This window comes from Glutamicibacter bergerei, from assembly GCF_054495185.1.
In genome coordinates this window covers 1,334,429-1,352,380 of record NZ_CM137131.1, presented here as the reverse complement: position 1 = coordinate 1,352,380, position 17,952 = coordinate 1,334,429, and the positions used below count along the sequence as shown (strand labels likewise).

At 55.4% G+C, this 17,952-nt stretch carries 16 protein-coding genes; 3 read left to right on the top strand and 13 right to left on the bottom strand.

The window, feature by feature from the left end; translation table 11 throughout:
* Nucleotides 1–223: 223 nt before the first annotated feature.
* Genes ACX5K5_RS06250 through ACX5K5_RS06230 form a run of 5 tightly spaced genes read right to left on the bottom strand, consistent with a single transcriptional unit; the run spans nt 224 to nt 5,811 of the window.
* Nucleotides 224–1,363, bottom strand: a complete 1,140-nt coding sequence (locus ACX5K5_RS06250) for a cysteine desulfurase family protein (protein ID WP_459175198.1) — start codon at nt 1,361–1,363, stop codon at nt 224–226.
* Nucleotides 1,360–2,226, bottom strand: a complete 867-nt coding sequence (gene nadC, locus ACX5K5_RS06245) for a carboxylating nicotinate-nucleotide diphosphorylase (protein ID WP_459175197.1) — start codon at nt 2,224–2,226, stop codon at nt 1,360–1,362. The genes ACX5K5_RS06250 and nadC overlap by 4 nt, the downstream gene beginning before the upstream one ends.
* Nucleotides 2,223–3,833 (bottom strand): L-aspartate oxidase, encoded by a 1,611-nt coding sequence (locus ACX5K5_RS06240; RefSeq protein ID WP_459175196.1) that lies wholly within the window; start codon nt 3,831–3,833, stop codon nt 2,223–2,225. Before ACX5K5_RS06240 ends, nadC begins: the two co-directional genes overlap by 4 nt.
* Nucleotides 3,830–5,092 carry a quinolinate synthase NadA gene (nadA, locus tag ACX5K5_RS06235; RefSeq protein WP_459175195.1) on the bottom strand — a complete coding sequence of 421 codons (1,263 nt, stop codon included), beginning with the start codon at nt 5,090–5,092 and terminating at the stop codon, nt 3,830–3,832. Before nadA ends, ACX5K5_RS06240 begins: the two co-directional genes overlap by 4 nt.
* On the bottom strand, nt 5,089–5,811 hold the full coding sequence (locus ACX5K5_RS06230) for an NUDIX hydrolase (RefSeq protein WP_459175194.1): 723 nt from the start codon (nt 5,809–5,811) through the stop codon (nt 5,089–5,091). Before ACX5K5_RS06230 ends, nadA begins: the two co-directional genes overlap by 4 nt.
* A gap of 462 nt (nt 5,812–6,273) precedes the next feature.
* Between ACX5K5_RS06230 and ACX5K5_RS06225 the strand changes: the two genes are divergently transcribed.
* Together ACX5K5_RS06225 and ACX5K5_RS06220 are read left to right on the top strand one after the other, a co-directional pair.
* A complete protein-coding gene (locus tag ACX5K5_RS06225; protein ID WP_459175193.1) occupies nt 6,274–7,029 on the top strand; it encodes an alpha/beta fold hydrolase in 756 nt (251 codons plus the stop codon).
* Nucleotides 7,030–7,599: 570 nt separating this feature from the next.
* On the top strand, nt 7,600–8,334 hold the full coding sequence (locus ACX5K5_RS06220) for a hypothetical protein (protein WP_459175192.1): 735 nt from the start codon (nt 7,600–7,602) through the stop codon (nt 8,332–8,334).
* Between the two features lie 54 nt (nt 8,335–8,388).
* On the opposite strand, the gene ACX5K5_RS06215 is transcribed toward ACX5K5_RS06220, so the two are convergent.
* Nucleotides 8,389–8,517 carry a hypothetical protein gene (locus tag ACX5K5_RS06215; RefSeq protein ID WP_459175191.1) on the bottom strand — a complete coding sequence of 43 codons (129 nt, stop codon included), beginning with the start codon at nt 8,515–8,517 and terminating at the stop codon, nt 8,389–8,391.
* 261 nt (nt 8,518–8,778) lie between these two features.
* On the opposite strand from ACX5K5_RS06215, the gene ACX5K5_RS06210 reads away from it, so the two are divergent.
* Nucleotides 8,779–9,519: an ATP-binding protein gene (locus ACX5K5_RS06210; protein ID WP_459175190.1), complete on the top strand. Its 741-nt coding sequence runs from the start codon at nt 8,779–8,781 to the stop codon at nt 9,517–9,519.
* Between the two features lie 284 nt (nt 9,520–9,803).
* Here ACX5K5_RS06210 and ACX5K5_RS06205 read toward each other — a convergent pair whose 3' ends face one another.
* From ACX5K5_RS06205 to ACX5K5_RS06175, 7 genes are all read right to left on the bottom strand, one after another.
* The gene (locus tag ACX5K5_RS06205; RefSeq protein WP_459175428.1) at nt 9,804–10,373 is read right to left on the bottom strand and encodes an arsenate reductase/protein-tyrosine-phosphatase family protein; all 570 of its coding nucleotides are present in this window, start codon (nt 10,371–10,373) and stop codon (nt 9,804–9,806) included.
* Between the two features lie 59 nt (nt 10,374–10,432).
* On the bottom strand, nt 10,433–11,890 hold the full coding sequence (locus ACX5K5_RS06200) for a tyrosine-protein kinase domain-containing protein (protein WP_459175189.1): 1,458 nt from the start codon (nt 11,888–11,890) through the stop codon (nt 10,433–10,435).
* A 376-nt stretch (nt 11,891–12,266) separates the two neighbouring features.
* Nucleotides 12,267–13,253: a Gfo/Idh/MocA family oxidoreductase gene (locus tag ACX5K5_RS06195; protein WP_459175188.1), complete on the bottom strand. Its 987-nt coding sequence runs from the start codon at nt 13,251–13,253 to the stop codon at nt 12,267–12,269.
* A complete protein-coding gene (locus ACX5K5_RS06190) occupies nt 13,253–14,350 on the bottom strand; it encodes a DegT/DnrJ/EryC1/StrS family aminotransferase (RefSeq protein ID WP_459175187.1) in 1,098 nt (365 codons plus the stop codon). The genes ACX5K5_RS06195 and ACX5K5_RS06190 overlap by 1 nt, the downstream gene beginning before the upstream one ends.
* A complete protein-coding gene (locus ACX5K5_RS06185) occupies nt 14,347–14,958 on the bottom strand; it encodes an acyltransferase (RefSeq protein WP_459175186.1) in 612 nt (203 codons plus the stop codon). Before ACX5K5_RS06185 ends, ACX5K5_RS06190 begins: the two co-directional genes overlap by 4 nt.
* A gap of 41 nt (nt 14,959–14,999) precedes the next feature.
* The gene (locus ACX5K5_RS06180) at nt 15,000–16,316 is read right to left on the bottom strand and encodes a nucleotide sugar dehydrogenase (RefSeq protein ID WP_459175185.1); all 1,317 of its coding nucleotides are present in this window, start codon (nt 16,314–16,316) and stop codon (nt 15,000–15,002) included.
* 461 nt (nt 16,317–16,777) lie between these two features.
* Entirely contained in the window at nt 16,778–17,812 is a 1,035-nt protein-coding gene (locus ACX5K5_RS06175) for an IS630-like element ISAar31 family transposase (RefSeq protein WP_459175184.1), read from the bottom strand.
* Nucleotides 17,813–17,952: the final 140 nt, after the last annotated feature.

Genomic DNA, 17,952 nt, shown 5'->3' with positions numbered 1-17,952 from the left:
CTAAGTTCGGCTACCGTCAGGTCATCCACAGTGCATTTTCATATTTTAGCCGAACCTCAACTGTCATCTCTCCAAATGACTCTGGTACGTCAAAAATTACCGAAGCATTGATTCAGCGTTGAGCCATGAATTAATCATCATAGTACTAAAAATGAACGCCAACCCGAGCCCTTCCTTCTCCGGACAAACCCGAACATGAAGTATTCGAATCACCTTCGGTTTATTAAACTAGCGCGGATACCGTCGCCACCACCGCGTTGGCCACCTGACTCAGTTCGTTCTCTTTAATTCCTCGGCTGAACGATAAGCGCACCGCGGTGTGGGCAAGTTCTGCTTCATATCCCATTGCGGTCAGCACGGCCGACGGGTCAGTACTTCCAGCTGAACAAGCAGAACCAGAAGAGCACAGCACACCACGTCGTTCAAGCTCAATGAGCACGGTCTCCCCCGCTGCACGTGGGAAAACGAAGGAAACAATCCCGCCCACACGCTGTTGTTCGTGGCCGGTCAGCTGAACCAGTCCCTGACCCTTGGCGTTCAGCTGCTTGGTAATTCGTTCAATCAGGTAGCGGCCGTAGCCATCACCGGTGCCGGCATTGCGTTGCTCGGCGCAAACTTGCAAGGCTCGTGCGATTCCCACCGCGGCTGCGGGGTTCTCGGTACCGGAACGCATCCCACCCTGTTGGCCGCCACCGTGCAGCAATGGCACCAGCGGGTATTGGTTGGAAAAGTAAAGGACTCCGCTGCCCTTGAGCGCACCGATCTTATGCCCGGAGAGGCTCAGCGCATCTACCTGTGTTGCGAGTTCGGCCAGATCTAGCCAGCCCGCAGCCTGCACGGCGTCGGTGTGCATCAGCGCACCGGCCGCACGGGCCAGCCCGGAGATCTGCGCGAGCGGCTGGATGGTCCCCACCTCGTTGTTCACGGCCATGACCGAAACCACCGCAACGTGCTCATCGATGAGTTTCTCCGCTTGCTCAAGATCTACCAAGCCGGCGTAGTCCACCGGAATAACCCGGTGTTCAAATCCGTGGAATTGCACCAAATAGGCGCAGGCCTCCAGTACCGCAGGATGCTCAATGGAGCTTGTCACCACAACTTTGCCGCGGGGGCTGCCCAGCGCTGCGCCGATAATTGCGGTGTTATCCGCTTCGGTACCGCCGGAGGTGAAATAGATTTCGCTTGTCTGAACGCCTAAGGAGTCGGCAACCTGTGCCCGAGCCCAATCGTTGGCGCGTTTGGCCTGATGTCCCTGCTCATGAAGCGAAGCGGGGTTGCCGAAGTTGCTGGTCAGCAGCGGGGTCACCAGGTCCAGCACCTCTTGGCGAGGCGGCGCGGTGGAGGCCGCATCCATATAGATCATGCAACAACCATATCGAGGCCAAGGTCAATGGCTTGTACCGAGTGGGTGATGGCGCCCGAAGAAATAATGTCCACACCACTCTGGGCAATCGCGGCCACGGTATCGGCTCGCACATTGCCGCTGGCTTCGATAGTTGCTTGCCCGTTGATCAGCTTGATTGCTGCCGGTAAGTCAGCCACCGCGAAGTTGTCCAACATGATGATGTCTACCCCGGCGGCGAGCACCGCGGGGATCTGCTCGATGGAATCAACTTCCACCTCCATCGCGGTGGTGTGGCCCAACCGGGCACGCACTGCCTGCAACGCACTGGTCAACTCTTCACCGTCATCCAACAAGGCCAGATGATTGTCCTTAGCCATAAACGCTTCGGAAAGATTATCGCGGTGGTTTACTCCCCCGCCGCAACGCACCGCGTAACGTTCCAAGACTCTGAGCCCCGGAGTAGTTTTTCGGGTATCGGCAATCCTTGCCTTGGTATGGGAAACCAAGGTGACCAGCTCGCGCGTGGCGGTGGCAATGGCGCTCATCCGCTGCAACAGGTTCAACGCCACACGTTCGGCGGTAAGCACCGAGGCAGCGGGACCTGTGACGGTCAGCAACCTGTCGCCAACTTCAAATTCTTGGCCTTCCTTCACCAGCTGGACCACATGGATTTCCGGGTTGATCATCGTCATGGCCCGGGCGAACACGGTTCCGCCTGCAAGCACGCCGGCTTCCCGCGCACGTACCGCGGCGGTGGCTTTGGCACCGGCGGGCACGATGGTGTCCGCGGTGATATCTCCGCGCGGATTATCCTCTGCGAAGGCGAACTCTAGAATGCGGTCGATTGCAGCGGTGGGCACCGGGTGGATTACTTGGTTCACGCGTTGATTTCCTTGCTCTGTGTCCGGTTATCGCTCCGCTTGGTCTGCGCCAGCCGGAAGCCGTATCGAATGGCGGCCTGTTGGCCGTCTTGTGCATCAAGTCGGTGATGCGCCCCAAGGCTACTCGTTCGCCTAATCGCACCTTGAGTGATGATCCTTGCGGTGATCCAGAGGTTTGTCAGCTCGGCCAGTTCGCGCCGGCCTTGGGCTACCGGGGCACTGCTTTCAAGCACACTACGCAAGGATTGTAGTCCTTGCCCTGTACGGTGCACGCCGAGGTGTTCGCTGGCCAGTGTCTGGAGTTGGTGTAGCTCCAACGGGGCGTCGTTTTTTGCCGGCGGAAGCTCGCTCAGTTGCAGCTGTGAGGTGTCGCAAACGCGGCCGGCTTGATCAGTAATCATGGCTCGCACCGCTTGACGTGCGAAGACCATAGCTTCGAGCAGCGAGTTGCTGGCCAGACGGTTGGCACCATGCACCATGGTGTTTGCGCATTCGCCGGCCGCATAGAGTCCTGGCACACTACTGCGCCCCTTAGTGTCGGTATGGATTCCGCCCATCCAATAGTGCTGAGCTGCCACCACCTCAATGGGTTGCGCCGCCAGATCCAGTCCGGCCGCCTTCAGCCGTGCGCTAATGGAAGGGAAACGCCGTGTCAAAAATCCTGCACCTTGTTTTTGTTCCACCGCCCTGGCATCGAGGAACACCCGGTGTCCTGCAAGGTTTTGTCCGTGAATCGCACGGGCCACCACATCCCTGGGCGCAAGTTCTGCCAACTCATGGATGGCCGGCATGAACCGGTCACCGGATTCGGTGACCAGAATTGCTCCCTCACCACGCACCGCCTCGCTGATCATCCCGGCCTGCGGGTACTTGAGTGGATCCACCAGCGTGGGATGGAACTGGATGAACTCAGCGTCGGCAATGACCGCTCCGGCCCGAGCAGCCAGCCCGATGCCATCCGCTGTGGCGCCGGCCGGGTTGGTGCTTGCAGTAAAAAGCGATCCCAGTCCCCCGGTAGCCAGCAGCACCGCGTCGGTCTCGAGCACCAGTTCCTGATCATCGTGCAGGTAGCTCACGCCGCGCAGTTGGTCATCAGCAAATTCGAGCCCGTTCGCCAGCGCGTACTCAATAATCTCCAGCTGCCCGGCCTTGTGAGCCGAGCGCACCGCCTGGCGTAGCGCATCAATCAGTCCTGCACCGGTGGCGTCCCCGTCCACGTGCAAAATTCGGTGGGCACTATGCGCGGCTTCAAGACCCAGCTGGTATCTTCCATCCGCGTTGGCATCAAAATTCACCGCGTAGTCTTCGAGCGTCGCGACCAGCTCACCGGCCGCAGCGCACATCAGCTGCACCGCATTCACACCGCAGTGCCCGGCCCCAGCTTTCAGCGTGTCCGCCACATGCGCTTGGACGCTATCTCCGGCGGCTACGCCCTGAACAGTGACAGCCGAGAGTCCGCCTTGGGCGAGCTTGCTGTTTCCATCGCCCAGTGCGTCTTTGGTCAGCACCGTCACCTGCGAACCGAGACGCACGGCTTCCAACGCGGCGCTCAGTCCCGCCACCCCGGATCCGATAATGACTAAATGACGCCCGGTGGTTTTGGTCATGGCTTGGCCGCGAGCATACGCTCCAGCGCGATTTTTGCATCACCCTGCTGATTTTCTGGGACCTGGATCCGGTTGACCACGCGCCCGGCCACGAGCTCTTCCAAAACCCAGGCAAGGTAGCCCGGGTGAATGCGGTACATCGTGGAGCAGGGGCAGATCACCGGATCCAGGCAAAAGATCGTGTGCTGCGGGTATTCGGACGCCAGACGGTTGACCATGTTGATCTCGGTACCAATGGCAAAAACTGTTGGTTCCGTGGCATCTGCGATAGCCCGGCGGATGTAATCCGTAGATCCAGCTTCGTCAGCGGCGTCCACCACTTCCATAGGGCACTCGGGGTGCACAATGACACGCACTCCTGGATAATCCTCGCGGGCCTTGGTTATCTGGGCCGGGTTGAAGCGTTTGTGCACGGAGCAGAATCCGTGCCACAAAATCACCTGTGCTTCGCGCATGATTTCTTCGCTGTTTCCACCTAGTGCTTTGCGTGGGGTCCACATTGGCATCTTTTCCAATGGCACGCCCATGGCCTTCGCGGTATTGCGTCCTAGGTGCTGGTCAGGGAAGAACAGCACGCGGCGGCCACGTTCAAAAGCCCATGCAAGCACCGTCGCGGCATTGGAACTGGTGCAGACGAGTCCGCCATTTTTTCCTACGAATGCCTTGAGTTCTGCAGAGCAATTCATATACGTCACGGGAATGACAGGCATCCGCCCATCATCTGGCTCATCTTGATACAGCTCGGTCAGCTCATCCCAGCACTGCTGGACACTGGGCCCATCTGCCATATCCGCCATGGAGCAGCCTGCGGCAAGGTTGGGCAGGATGACTGCTTGCTCAGGCTTGGAAAGAATATCTGCGGTTTCCGCCATAAAGTGCACGCCGCAGAAAATGATGGCCTCGGCCTTGTCACGGCTCAGGGCCGCATTGGCCAGCTGGAAGGAATCCCCCACGAAGTCTGCGTACTGCACCACTTCATCCCGCTGGTAGAAGTGGCCAAGGATCACCGCACGTTCCCCCAGGGTTTCGCGGGCGGCGCGGATACGGGTATCGAGTTCTTCAGCACTTGCGGTTTTGTACTCGGCAGGTAAGCCACCTTGCACCGGGTAGCCAGAAGGAATCTTGTCTTCCTGTGAGGCACCGGGACCGTAGCCTGCCGGGGTATCCCATGGGTTGGCTGCCAGATCTGTGGAACACGTGGAGTCTGGGGCCAGAAGAGTGAGCCGGGTGATGGTCGAGGAGAGAGTCTGTTCGCTCATTTGCTGGTGTCTACTTCCATGGGATCGGGGCCGTGTCCGAGATACCGGTACAGCCTTGGCGGCCTATGCTTGCCGCCTGCTAAATATTCGTCGGTGGCCTCGATCGAGGCGGTGTTTTTCAATTGCCGGCGGAAATTGGCCGGGTCAAGTTCTTTGCGGAGGATGGCTTCGTAGACCAGCCGCAACTGCGCGAGGGTGAACCTTTCGCCCAGCAGCCGGTGTGCCATCTGCCCGTACTCAGTTTTATTCGCCAGCCTCCAGAGCGCGTAGTCCACGATCTTCCGGTGATCAAAGGCCATCTCCACGATCCGTGGATCGTCAACGTCGAACCATGCGACATTTTCATCCGGTACGCGAGTGCCTACTTCTTCGATATTCACCAAAGCGAAGTACGCGATGGTCACCAGCCGGTGGGTTGGCGAACGGTCGATGTCCCCGAAGGTGTAGAGCTGTTCAAGGTAATTCGGGTGCAGTCCGGTGGTCTCGGCCAACGTGCGTCCTGCGGCTTGGCCCAAGGATTCGCGTGACCCGACCGGCCCACCGGGTAAAGCCCAGAGTCCGGCATGCGGTTGTCGTATTCGCCGCACCAGTGGCAGGCAGAGTTTGCCCGGACCGCCTTGCGGATCGCGTCGGATTCCGAGGATTACCGTGGAGACGGCCAAGGCGGGTGGCAGATTGCGCCGCTCGTCGACGTTGGCCCATCCGGGTACCGATGACATGATCTACGTTCTTTCGCCAGTGTTCTGAAGTGCGAGATTGCCGCATTCCAGTTCGTTAGAGTCATTCTGACATTAACTAATCGCCTTCGCGACCTGGACAACGAATCCGACACAAATAACGCGTTTGGAAAGGCCTGGAAATTCAGCTCTGCTGCTCTCGGAACACAACAGAAAATAACTCCTGAGCTGAGTCGTTCCGACCGGAAGCCCGACTCCCCTTCACCCCAGAGCCACGTAGAAATATTTCTAAAGACAAGCGCCCACAGAGTACGTCACCGCGTTTTCGGTTCCGGGTACCGCCGAGGTTTACCCGCCAAAAGGCTCGTACGAACGGCGCGCATTGCGGATCAAATCCACGCAATCGTCCACAAACTTTGACGCTTTCACCTCGATTCTCCGCAATCCCGAGCGAAGAATGGCTGGGCAAAGCAGTTAACCGCAAAGTCGCCTAGGATCATGAGCATGAGTCTGGATCTGAATCTTCGTGTGATTTCCGCAAACAGTGAGTCGGAAGCACGCCCGGTGCTTCTCATTCATGGTTTCGCCTCGTCGGCCGAGATGAACTGGAACCGTTCACGCTGGGTCCAGCATTTCAGCGACCACGGACGCGACGTTATCCTGCTTGACCTTCCCGGGCATGGAGAGGACCCCTATCGCAATGAGGGAAGCTGGACTCCAACCCGAATCCGCGAAGCCATCGCCGAGGGACTTAATGAGCTGAACTCCGGGCCCGTGGACGTGCTCGGATATTCTCTTGGAGCGCGTCTGGGCTGGGAATTTGCCGCCCACTTCCCCGAGCTGGTCAACCGGCTTGTCATGGGCGGACCGGCGAGTATCGATCCGCTGGCCGCATTTGAACTTGATCAGGCACGGGCATTCATGGACCAGGGCGAGGAGATGCACGATGAATACACCGCGAAGGTCATCAACATTGCCAAATCCGAAAGCGCGAATGACTTTAATGCCCTCTTCCGGCTGATTGAAGCGATCAAAACCGATCCATATATTCCGGCATCCAAGGTGCCCGCCTGCCCGACATTACTCGTGGCAGGGGATCACGACGATCTGGCAACCACCATGCCGCAGCTTCGCCGGCTGCTGAAAAACGCTGGCACCGAGTCGGCTATACACTGGCTGCCCGGACGCAATCATGCAAACGCTGTCACCAGCCGCGAGTTCAAGGAAAAGGCTTTGGAGTTCTTCTCCTCAGCGAAATAAAACAAAACCGGCACCGCGCTCGCATCCCCAAGATGCGCGGGCAATGCAACCCCTACCCCATAGGGGCATTGCTTAGCCCGTTGCGCGGTCACCGATTTCATCTATGCCCAGTCAAACACCGGTCACCGACAGTTAACCCGCGTCTAGGCGACGCTCGCGAAGCAGGCGCCCTCGCGCACCTTTGCATCCATGCGCTAGCGCATCTACTGGTGCGGTCTCATAGACCGCCAAGCACCCCCGAGTGCTGCGTTCAACCGATCGTGAGCAGCCGGAATTTGATTCGGCGATACCCGCCGAAGACTGTGGATATTTGACCAATATTTGTCCACTGTTCATCACCGAACGCTGGACTTTCATCCCCCGCGTCAGGTGCGGCAAAAAGTCCTCCAAAAGCGTTGCATACCTCGCGCGCGAGACGTTATCGTCGAGGGCATAGGCGAATTAAATAGGCCACTCGCTTATGGATAATTACTTCAGCAAATAGCCAGAACATGAAATGGTTTATTCTCTGCTCGTCACATTCACCGCCGATCCAGAAGCCATACCGGCCAGATTACCCACAGAAGGTGCATGATGAAATATAAATTCCCACTTCTTATTTCGCTAGGTTCCCTCGCACTCGTTCTCACCTCGTGCACTGCGGTCAGCGCCCCTTCCAGCACCCCGAGCAGCAACCCCGCATCCGAATCCACGCTCGGCTCTGCATCGAGTTCCTCCGCAGCAGCGGGCACTTCTGCCCCGACAGGACAGTCAACCGCCGCATCCGAAACGGACCAAGTCACCGCCGACCAGATCATCCCGACCCTCTCCCGTCCAGGCAACACCGAAGATGAGCCTCCGGCTGACGTGACTGATCCTTCGATCAAACAAGTCAGCCTCCGCGCCCTGGCTCCACTGTCTTACGCCGAAGAATTTGCCGCAGTTAATGACAAGGGCGACCTGTGCTTAATTGCCTGGGCCAACAGCGGAGACGGGGATGGAACCGCCACACTCAGCGAGCCTGGCCTTCAATGCGATGAGCCTGCAAAGGTGAAAACCGATGGGCTGTCCCTGCGAATCGAACAAACCAAAGAAAACCCCGGTGTGGTACTGAACATGCTGCCACCGGATCTGACCGAAGACGCGGTCCGCACGGCACTGCTCAAAATTCCGGGCAACCATGAAGATCTGCGCCCGCCGGTGGAGTTCGGGTCCACCGATTTTGGACTGGTGTCCGTCGCCATGCTCCCTGAGACCGCCGATGAGCTCGGCAGCATCAGCATTCCGCGCCCCGGCGGGAAAGCTTTCACTCTCGATCTGGGCTAAGCACGCTCTTGGGCAGCAAACCGGCGAACCGTCCCGCCGATGCGCTGGCGTGATCTAGCGCGGAGCGTAAACCAGCAAGGTGAGGTCCGGGGCTTCGGCCGGAGTGAGGTTGTGCTGCTCGTAGCGGGTAAGCCCTTTCTCCGGGTGTTGGAACATCCGCTCACGAGTGCCGAATCCCGCCACGTCGTGTTCCTTCCAAATTGCGGCAAATTCCAGTGCTCTGTCTCAGTACATCTTGGACACACGATCTCATTGATATCTCTCCGGTCCGGGTCGGAGCGGCCTGCGAGCTGGCGTTACGTGGGCCGATCAGATCTCCACGTTATGCTCACCTGCGGCCAATTCACGACACTGGGCAAGATAAAACAGGGGCCGTTCCAGATGGTCTGTGACAGAAGAAGGCGGATATGTCCGCGGGAGCGCTTACTACGCTGGTGGCACCCGATGAGTCGGTTGGACGGGGAATCCAATTGGAAGCTGCGCGAAATGAATTCTGGCGAACTCTTGGAAGCAATTGACAGTCAGGATGAGATCCTCAGCATCGGCATGCCACTCGAAGAACGGGTGCGGTTAGTCGTCGATGACGCCTATGACAGAATTACTCGTTCCAAAGTCGAGGGTCTGATCCGGCGGGCTGGGCCGCGTTACCCGAACGCTGACCCACGTCGCATCGACCTGCTCGATGAGCGTAGCCTGAACCGGGAGCTACTAACTCAACTTGGCACCTGCTCCTTCGACAACCGACAGCAGAACGTTGTCTTCCAGGGATTCACCGGCTTGGGAAAATCGTATCTGGGATTCGCTATCGCCAAACGCGCCTGCGAAAACCGCATCAGGGCTCACCACGTGCGAATGCCTGACCTTGAGGAAGCTTGGGTCGCCGCGCAAGACAGGCCCGGAGGATCCGGGAAGTTCCTGCGCAAGTATGCCTCGTTCACGATGCTCGTCGTTGAGGAGTCGTTGTTGGACCGGCCAACTGAATCGATGCGCGGCATGTTGATGGAGCGCCGCTATGGCGAAACGTCAACGGTGTTCTATACCCAGTATTCTCAGAAGGACTGGCACCAGCGACTGGGGTCCGGTGTTCGCGCGGACGCGATCATGGACCGTATGATCTACAACACGATCTGGGTCGAGGCTGGAACCTACATCATGAGGGAGCACACTGCGTTGGCCGGCGCATAATCGCACCGGTGGATCCCAGTAACACCACCACTGGTGCTCTCTCGCACGAACATGGTGCTGTACCGCACGATTAGGTGGTGCTCAAAGCTTCAAATACTTAACAGGATGTTGCGCTATTCGTACTGAACTACCCTTGCAAGTATGGTGAGCTTTGAATTCACCGCACTACGCGAGTGCGAGTGCGCAAACCAGCCCGGCAACCACGGCCAGAACACCCAAAGATAGCAAAACGCTAATTAGCGGGGCTTTCTTGTGATTTGCTCTAGGCGCTTGCTTTGGACTCATTAGAACTCTCCCACCGCATCTTTGAACAACCGTGCACTCGCATTGGCCGCCGGGAGAAGTTGTCCCACCGAAAGCTTATATGTTGCTTGGTCTTTACCGTAAGGATCGACGACATCTTCTTGAAAAGGATCATCAAGCAGGGGCAAGGTTCCGCGCAATTGGGCAACTGACTCAACGGCGGCTCTGAGGAGTTCTAACGGCGAGCGGCCTGAGCGCATTGCAATGGCCTCGTTGCTGACCTGGTCAGCTAAACGGGCAAACTCACGAAGGGTAAATGTGTGCCGGCTTGCACGCGGCAATATCTCAACAATCTCTCGACGATGGCCTCTATCCATGGCAAGAATCAAGTCAGATTCCTTGAGCATCTCGAGTGAGAGTTGCTGGGCCTGATGGGCAGCCGCTTCGTTCAATCCAAATTCATCTGCAAATTTCTGCATTGGAGCATGCATTGGTTGCCCAGCCAATGCATGCGTTCCAGCGCTACTTATTACAACGGGAAGTGGAGAAAGTTCGTTTCTGAGAAGTGACTCTCCCAATGGAGACCTGCAGATATTTCCAGTGCAGACCACTAATATATTGAAAGTGGAACGATCTGGAGTTTTATCGAAAAGAGAGAGCACTTCGCAATTTACCTTTCGACTCGTCGAGCTCTGAGATTAAGCGGCTCTTCTGCAGTGAACTGTTCTCTATCAGGCAGTTGATCACCGGTATAGGCGCCATAGGCGCCATATGCGCCATATGCGTAGCTGTCGGGGCCTTTGGTAGGGAGCATCGTCATGACGATGCCACGCAGCGCGCCGCCCGCAGCTTGCAAACTGTTTACCGCACCCGCAAGAGACTGTTTACGGGTGGACGCTGACGCAGCTACAAGCAAAACACCATTCGTGCGCTTACCTACAACAGCAGCATCGGTAACAAGTAGGATTGGTGGCGAATCGATGATCACGAAATCAAAATACTCACCGGCAACTTCCAGAAGCTCATCCATAGCGCGTGAGCCCAAGAGCTCACTTGGATTCGGCGGAATTTTGCCCGAGGGTAGAACATAAAGTTCATCACGTCCCCAACGCTGAAGTACATCAGCTACTTCCACCTTGCCTATCAAGATGTCTGTCAGTCCAACGGCACCTTCAATGCCCATATACTTTGCGATAGCTGGCATACGTAGATCAGCGTCAATCAGCAAGACACGCGAGCCAGTTTCAGCCAAAGCCAAGGCTAAGTTCGCCGAAGTCGTGGACTTTCCTTCTCCTGCACCTGCCGAAGAGATTACGAATGTGTGAGCGTGCTTTTGGTCCGAGTCACTAACAGCCAAAAATTGAAGGTTCGTTCGCAAGGTACGGAACGACTCAGCACGCGGACTACGTGGATCGGAGTGCACAATCAACGGTCGCTTTGACGCGTCAGAGTCATATGTAATACCGCCGAGCATGGGTGCATCTGTAACTAGTTCGACATCGTGCAAGGAGTGAATTCTAGTATCAAGAATGAATCTCAAGATAGCAATGCCAACGCCAAAAGCTAAGCCAAGCGCAGCACCCAAGAAAATATTTAACGGTACACGCGGACTAAATGGGGACGATGGAGCAAAAGCAGATTGAACTACATTCAACGACACAAGGCTAGGGTCACCCTTTACAGTGGATGCTTCTAGCTCTGTTTCAACGACACGTTTCAGACTTTTTCCGACTGCATTCGCTACGTCAGCAGTTTGTTGTGGATCTGTCCCAGTGGCTGTGAGATTTATTAGTGACTGACTGGATGGGGCACTTGCTTGAATCTGGGACGCCAAGGCTCCGGAGCTTACGTCCAAGTTCAGATCGTCAATCACCGGTCCGAGCACGCTTTCAGTCGTAGCAATTGCTGCATACGTCGCAACACTTTGGCGAGCCACGACGGATCCCTGTGCGAGGTCAACGATACCTTGCCCCTCCCCGCGTACCGAAACATACAACTGAGTAGATGCCTCGTATCTTGGAGTCATAAAGATTGATGCGCCTCCACCCATGCTGATGCCAATTAAGACGAAGGCCGTTATTAGAATCCAATATTTATGAAAGATTCTTAGATAGTCACGCAACTCCACGGCGACGGCTCTCCTAAAATTAGTTTTATACGAGTTTGAAAATTTAAGATAATATAATTTCTTTATTTATTTTAAGAATAGAATCAAGACAGTTATGTAATTACGCTTGGGACTAGGAGTGTAAATATTAATGGGCTGAGAAGTATTTTCACTCCGACATTCGAATGATGACCTTTCTACTCTTTCAGTGATATTAATTCGTGATATGGGTAAAAATTCTATTAACTTGAGATAATTATGTTATTGAATTTCGAAACAGATTGCGTTCTATGCCCGCAGTCTCAAATCGAATCCAATTCAAGCAAGAGGCAGTTTGATCACGTACTACGGAGCGTCACAAATCTAAATAATACGGATTGACTGGGGATGGACTGGCTTAAAGGTGCAAAACAGTATTCGAGCAAGCGGCTTCAAGTGCCTTCTCCACGACGAGGAGAGTTCGTTGGCCTTGCGCCATCGTCACCACATCTGACGGCTTACCCAGCACCGCGTCACGGAAATTCTCATGCTCCACCCGCAACGGCTCACGCTTCGCAAACGCGTAACGAGTCATATGTCCCTCAGAAACACCACGGAACGACGAAACAGACTCCCACTCCAACGGAATCGTCCCATTGGCATAAAACGTCAAATCACCCGTCGCAGTATCAGCAACAAAAGCACCCTTCTCACCGGTCACCACAGTGAGACGCTCCTTCAGCGGACTCAACCAATTCACCAGGTTATTCACAATCACCCCAGAACGCGTACGCCCAGTAATAGCAATCATATCCTCATGCTCACGCCCACTCTTATGCGCCGTCTGCGCGAACAACATCTCATACTCAGACTGCACCACCCACGCAGTCAAATCAACATCATGAGACGCTAAATCCTTCCCAACACCAACATCAGAAATACGCGCCGGGAACGGACCCTGCCGGCGAGTCTGCACCTGATACAACGCACCCAGCTCCCCCGCCTCAATCCGACGACGCAACTCCTGCAAAGCCGGATTAAAACGCTCAATATGACCCACAGCACCAACAAGCCCGGCATCGCGGAAAGCATCAACCATCCGCTGCCCCGCCTCCAGCGAATGAGCAATTGGCTTCTCCACCAACGTATGCACCCCAGCAGCAGCAAGCTTCAACGCAGCATCCTCATGGAACACCGTCGGCACCGCCACCACCGCAACATCAATCCCCGCAGCAATCAACGCATCAATATCCGGCAAAACATCCAAATCACCGGCCACCCCGTGCGGATCACCACCAGGATCAGCAATCGCCACCAAATCAAACCCATCAACCTCACGCAGCACGCGAGCATGATGACGCCCCATCATCCCAACACCGAGCAACCCCACACGAAGATCACTCATTAGGCACCAGCCTTAACCACTGAATTAACCGCGGACACAATACGCTCTAAATCAGCTTCGCTCAGCGACGGATGAACCGGCAACGAAACCACCTCGCGAGCAGCCTTCTCCGTTTGTGGCAAATCCAGACCAGGTGCATAGGGGGCCAACGACGGTAAACGGTGGTTCGGAATCGGATAATACACACCCGCCCCCACCTGATACTCGTTCTTCAACGCTGCAACGAAACCGTCCCGGTCTTCCGGAACACGGATCGTGTACTGGTGATAGACGTGCGTTGCACCGTCAAGCACCACGGGCACTGTCACCCCGTCGAGGTTGGCATCTAGGAACGCAGCGTTCGCCTGACGCTTCGCAGTCCAGGCATCAACCTTCGTCAGCTGCACCCGGCCAATCGCCGCATGGATATCAGTCATTCGGGCGTTAAACCCAATAATCTCGTTCTCATACTGCTTTTCCATACCCTGATTGCGTAGCAACCGTAGCCGGCGTGCTACCTCATCAGTGGCTGCGGTCACCATGCCGCCCTCACCGCTGGTCATGTTCTTCGTCGGGTATAGGCTGAACATCGCGAATTCACCGAAAGAACCCACCGGGCGCCCATCCAGCGAGGCCCCGTGTGCTTGCGCAGCATCTTCATACAACGCCACGCCATGCTTAGCGGCAATCTCTTCCAGCTCACGCATCCGCGCCGGGTGCCCATACAAGTGCACCGGCATGATTCCGCGAGTCTTCGAGGTAACCGCCGCTTCAACAGCCGCCGGATCTAAAGTGAAAGTCTGCGGCTCAATATCAACGAACACAGGTGTCGCACCAGTCAACGCTACCGAATTACCTGTCGCCGCAAAAGTGAACGACGGCACGATCACTTCGTCGCCAGGGCCAACACCAGCAGCAAGCAAACCCAAATGCAACCCTGCAGTACCAGAATTCACAGCCACGGAGGAACGGCCCGGGACGAAGTGCGCTGAGAACTCTGTCTCGAAAGCAGCAACTTCTGGTCCCTGCGCAACCATCCCAGAACGCATCACCCGATCAACAGCAGCCCGCTCGTCATCACCAATAATTGGCTTTGCAGGGGGAATGAACTCGCTCACACGCTCTCCTTGAATAATTTTCCATCAGACTCTGCATAACGCTCCCCGGTGACCGGGCAGACCCAGTCCCCCGGTCCTTCTCCTGCAACCAACGGATGCCCAGCTTCGCCGACCCATCCCAAACGACGTGCAGGAACACCAGCAACCAAAGCATAGGCGGGCACATCCTTGACCACCACAGCACCCGCGGCAACAGTAGCCCACGCACCAACAGTCACCGGGGCCACACACGTAGCCCGAGCGCCAATCGACGCCCCTCGCTCAACAGTCACACCGACCGGTTCCCAATCATCGGCACTCTTAATCGAGCCATCAGGATTAATCGCCCGCGGATACGTATCATTAGTCAACACCACCGCAGGGCCAATAAACACGCCGTCAGCAAGTCGAGCAGGCTCATACACCAGCGCATAATTCTGCACCTTGCAGTGATCGCCCATGACAACACCCGTACCGACATAAGCGCCACGACCAATAATACAATTCGCACCAAGTTGCGCGCCCTCACGCACTTGCGCCAAATGCCACACCGACGTGCCGGCACCCAACTGGGCATCCGCAGCAACATCAGCCGAATCTACGATTCGCACAGCAGAACGATCAGCCATCAGCACCGATTCCAATCAAAACTAGATCTACGCGCATTCATTTACGCGACTGGGCTGACCGGCACGGAAGCCGCACCGACGACAATTCGAGGAGTGCCCGCCCACTGCGAAGCATCAGTCGCATTGCGTCCGTCGACCAACAATTTGATACCCGGCAGTTGTTCAGGTGAAAGTTCTCGATACATCGCGTGATCGGTCTGCAAAATCGCCAAATCAACGTCGCCACCCAGCTCATACGGCTCAAACCCAAGAGCCTGCAACTCGTCATCGCTGTAAAGAGGGTCATGGACACTCACCACGGCACCGCGCGAACGCAACGCTTCAACCGTGGGGAACACACCGGAGAACGCAGTCTCTTTCACGCCACCACGATACGCAGCCCCAAGCACCACAGCCCGTTGCCCTTCAAGAGAACCAAGCACACCTTCGGCCTGCTTCACCAAACGCTCTGGCATGGACGCATTCATCAAGCGCGCGGTACGCACAATATCCGCATCCGGATCAGTCGACAAATACAACCGAGGGTACACCGGAATACAGTGCCCACCCACAGCAATACCCGGACGGTGGATGTGACTGAAAGGCTGCGAATTACAAGCCTCAATCACCTGATAAACGTCGATACCATTATCAGCCGCAAAAACACCGAACTGATTCGCCAACCCAATATTCACGTCACGATAAGTAGTTTCAGCAAGCTTCGCCATCTCAGAGGCCTCAGCCGTGCCCAGATCCCAAACACCATTCGCACGTGGAAGATCCGGACGATCATCAAACTGAAGAACCGACTCATAGAACTCACGAGCCTGACGAGCACCTTCAGGTGAAAGCGCACCAATTAGCTTCGGGTACTTACGCAAATCTTCAAAGACCCGTCCAGTGAGAACACGTTCAGGGGAGAACACCAGATGGAAATCTTCGCCCTCAACCAGTCCTGAGCCTGCTTCAAGCATCGGCTTCCAGCGGCCACGAGTCGTCCCGACAGGTAGTGTTGTTTCATAGGAAACGAGCGTTCCTGGAGTGAGATGTTCTGCCAGTGACTTCGTCGCTGCGTCCATCCAGGCGAAATCAGGCTCCCACGTCGCATCGTTCACGAACAATGGAACAACTAGAACAACGGCATCAACGTCAGGAATTGCTTCCGCATAATTCGTCGTCGCGCGAAGACGACCCGCGGGCACCAGGTTAGACAACTTTTCTTGTAAGAAAGCTTCGCCGGGGAACGGCTCAGTAGCCGCATTAACTAGATCGACTGTCTGGGGGTTCACATCCACACCAACGACGTCATGACCTGAGTCTGCGAACTGGACAGCAAGTGGGAGTCCGATTTTACCTAAGGCAATAACAGCAATACGCATGATTTGAATCCTAACAGATAGTCGACGGGTATAAACTTAACAGAGTCACACTTAGACGTTGATTCAATTTGGTCTTCCTTCAAGTGATCCATCATGACTTGTCACGAATGTTTTCCAATAAGATAGCCCCAAAGAACTCAGTCTCTCTCCAAAGTATTTGAATAGTTTCTCACAGAAATTGAACTAAATCATCCGCATCACCTAAGTCATTCAAGTGACCTTTAAGATATGAAATAGAAATAAACTAATGATACAATTATTGGAATCAGAAATGTTTCAACTTACATGTCAGAATATCGAGTCTTACCGGTGTCTATAGTGAACTATTAAGTGCATCAAAGAAACGAAAACTCGGCCACGTTAAACATCGAAAAGGCAAAATTAATCGTACAGAACGTCTCGCGTAACTAGTGAATATGAGCTGCTATGGCTCTCTTATTTCAAAAACGGTCGGCCAACCCTCAAATCTTGTAATCAAACGACCGCGACCGGGTATGCGCCTCAAACGCCGTCACCGTCGACTCAAAATCATCCCGCTGAACATTGCTAATCGCGTTCTTCGCATCATTCCACACATGCTCAATCGGATTATGATCCGGAGCATACGGCGGAAAATTGATCAAATGAACATCCCGTAACGACTGCCCCAGGCCCAGTTCAGCACGCAGCAACTGATTCTTATGCCACGTCGCGTTATCCCACACAATCACGATCTTCTTCCCCGGATGCAACCCCACCAAGGTTTGCACCGCCTCTAAGATCGTGGCGCTATTCTGCCAATCCAACCTCAACGTCAAACACTGCCCAGTGTTCTGATCCAAGAACCCAATAAACGACTGCGAAGCCTTCTGCCGGTCCACCTGCAACACCGTTTTCGTATTCTTCTCATACCAAGCCCGCCGCACCACAGCTTCCTGATCAATACGTACCTCGTCCGCGGCGAACACCAACGTATCCTCATCAGCCAACGGAACCGCGAGTTCTTCCCGGATCTCTTTGATTCGCTGGTCAATGAGCTTGTCATCGGCTCGCCGCCGGTCAAACTTCTCCGGCTTATGAAAAGACAACCCCGCCATACGCAACAAGAACTGATACGACGTGGGCGAAGCATACTCAACGTTGAACGTAGTCGATAACCAGCGATCTAGTTTAGGAACATCCCAGAACTGCGCCGGCAAATACTCATCACCCGGCGGCTGGGAAAGCACCTGTTCCACGGCTTCTTTTTGCTCCGCGGTCAAGAAGCATCGATTCAGATTTCCCGCGTGACCAGTGAACAAGGACGCCATGCGCTGCGTGCACCAGTCTCGGACCCAGTCCTCCAACGTGGAAGGTTCACGGTCCACGAAGTCAGCAACAATCACCGGATCAACACCAGCAGACAGCAGTAGTAAAGCTTCTGCTTTCTTCACCACGAGCTTGTGTGGTGCGGTGTTTTTGTAGTCTTTGAGCTGTTGGCGTTCTTTATCGGTGACCTCGGGGTTTCGCATACCCACAAATTAACATTCTCTGGTCGGCGTTAGAGGATTAACGCGCCGGTCGGGTTTAGGTTATCGAATCCGATTTTGAACTGTGCCCGCCATACCTCGATAGTATACGAGACTCAAATTTTCTCGACGCCCAATAACGATGGACT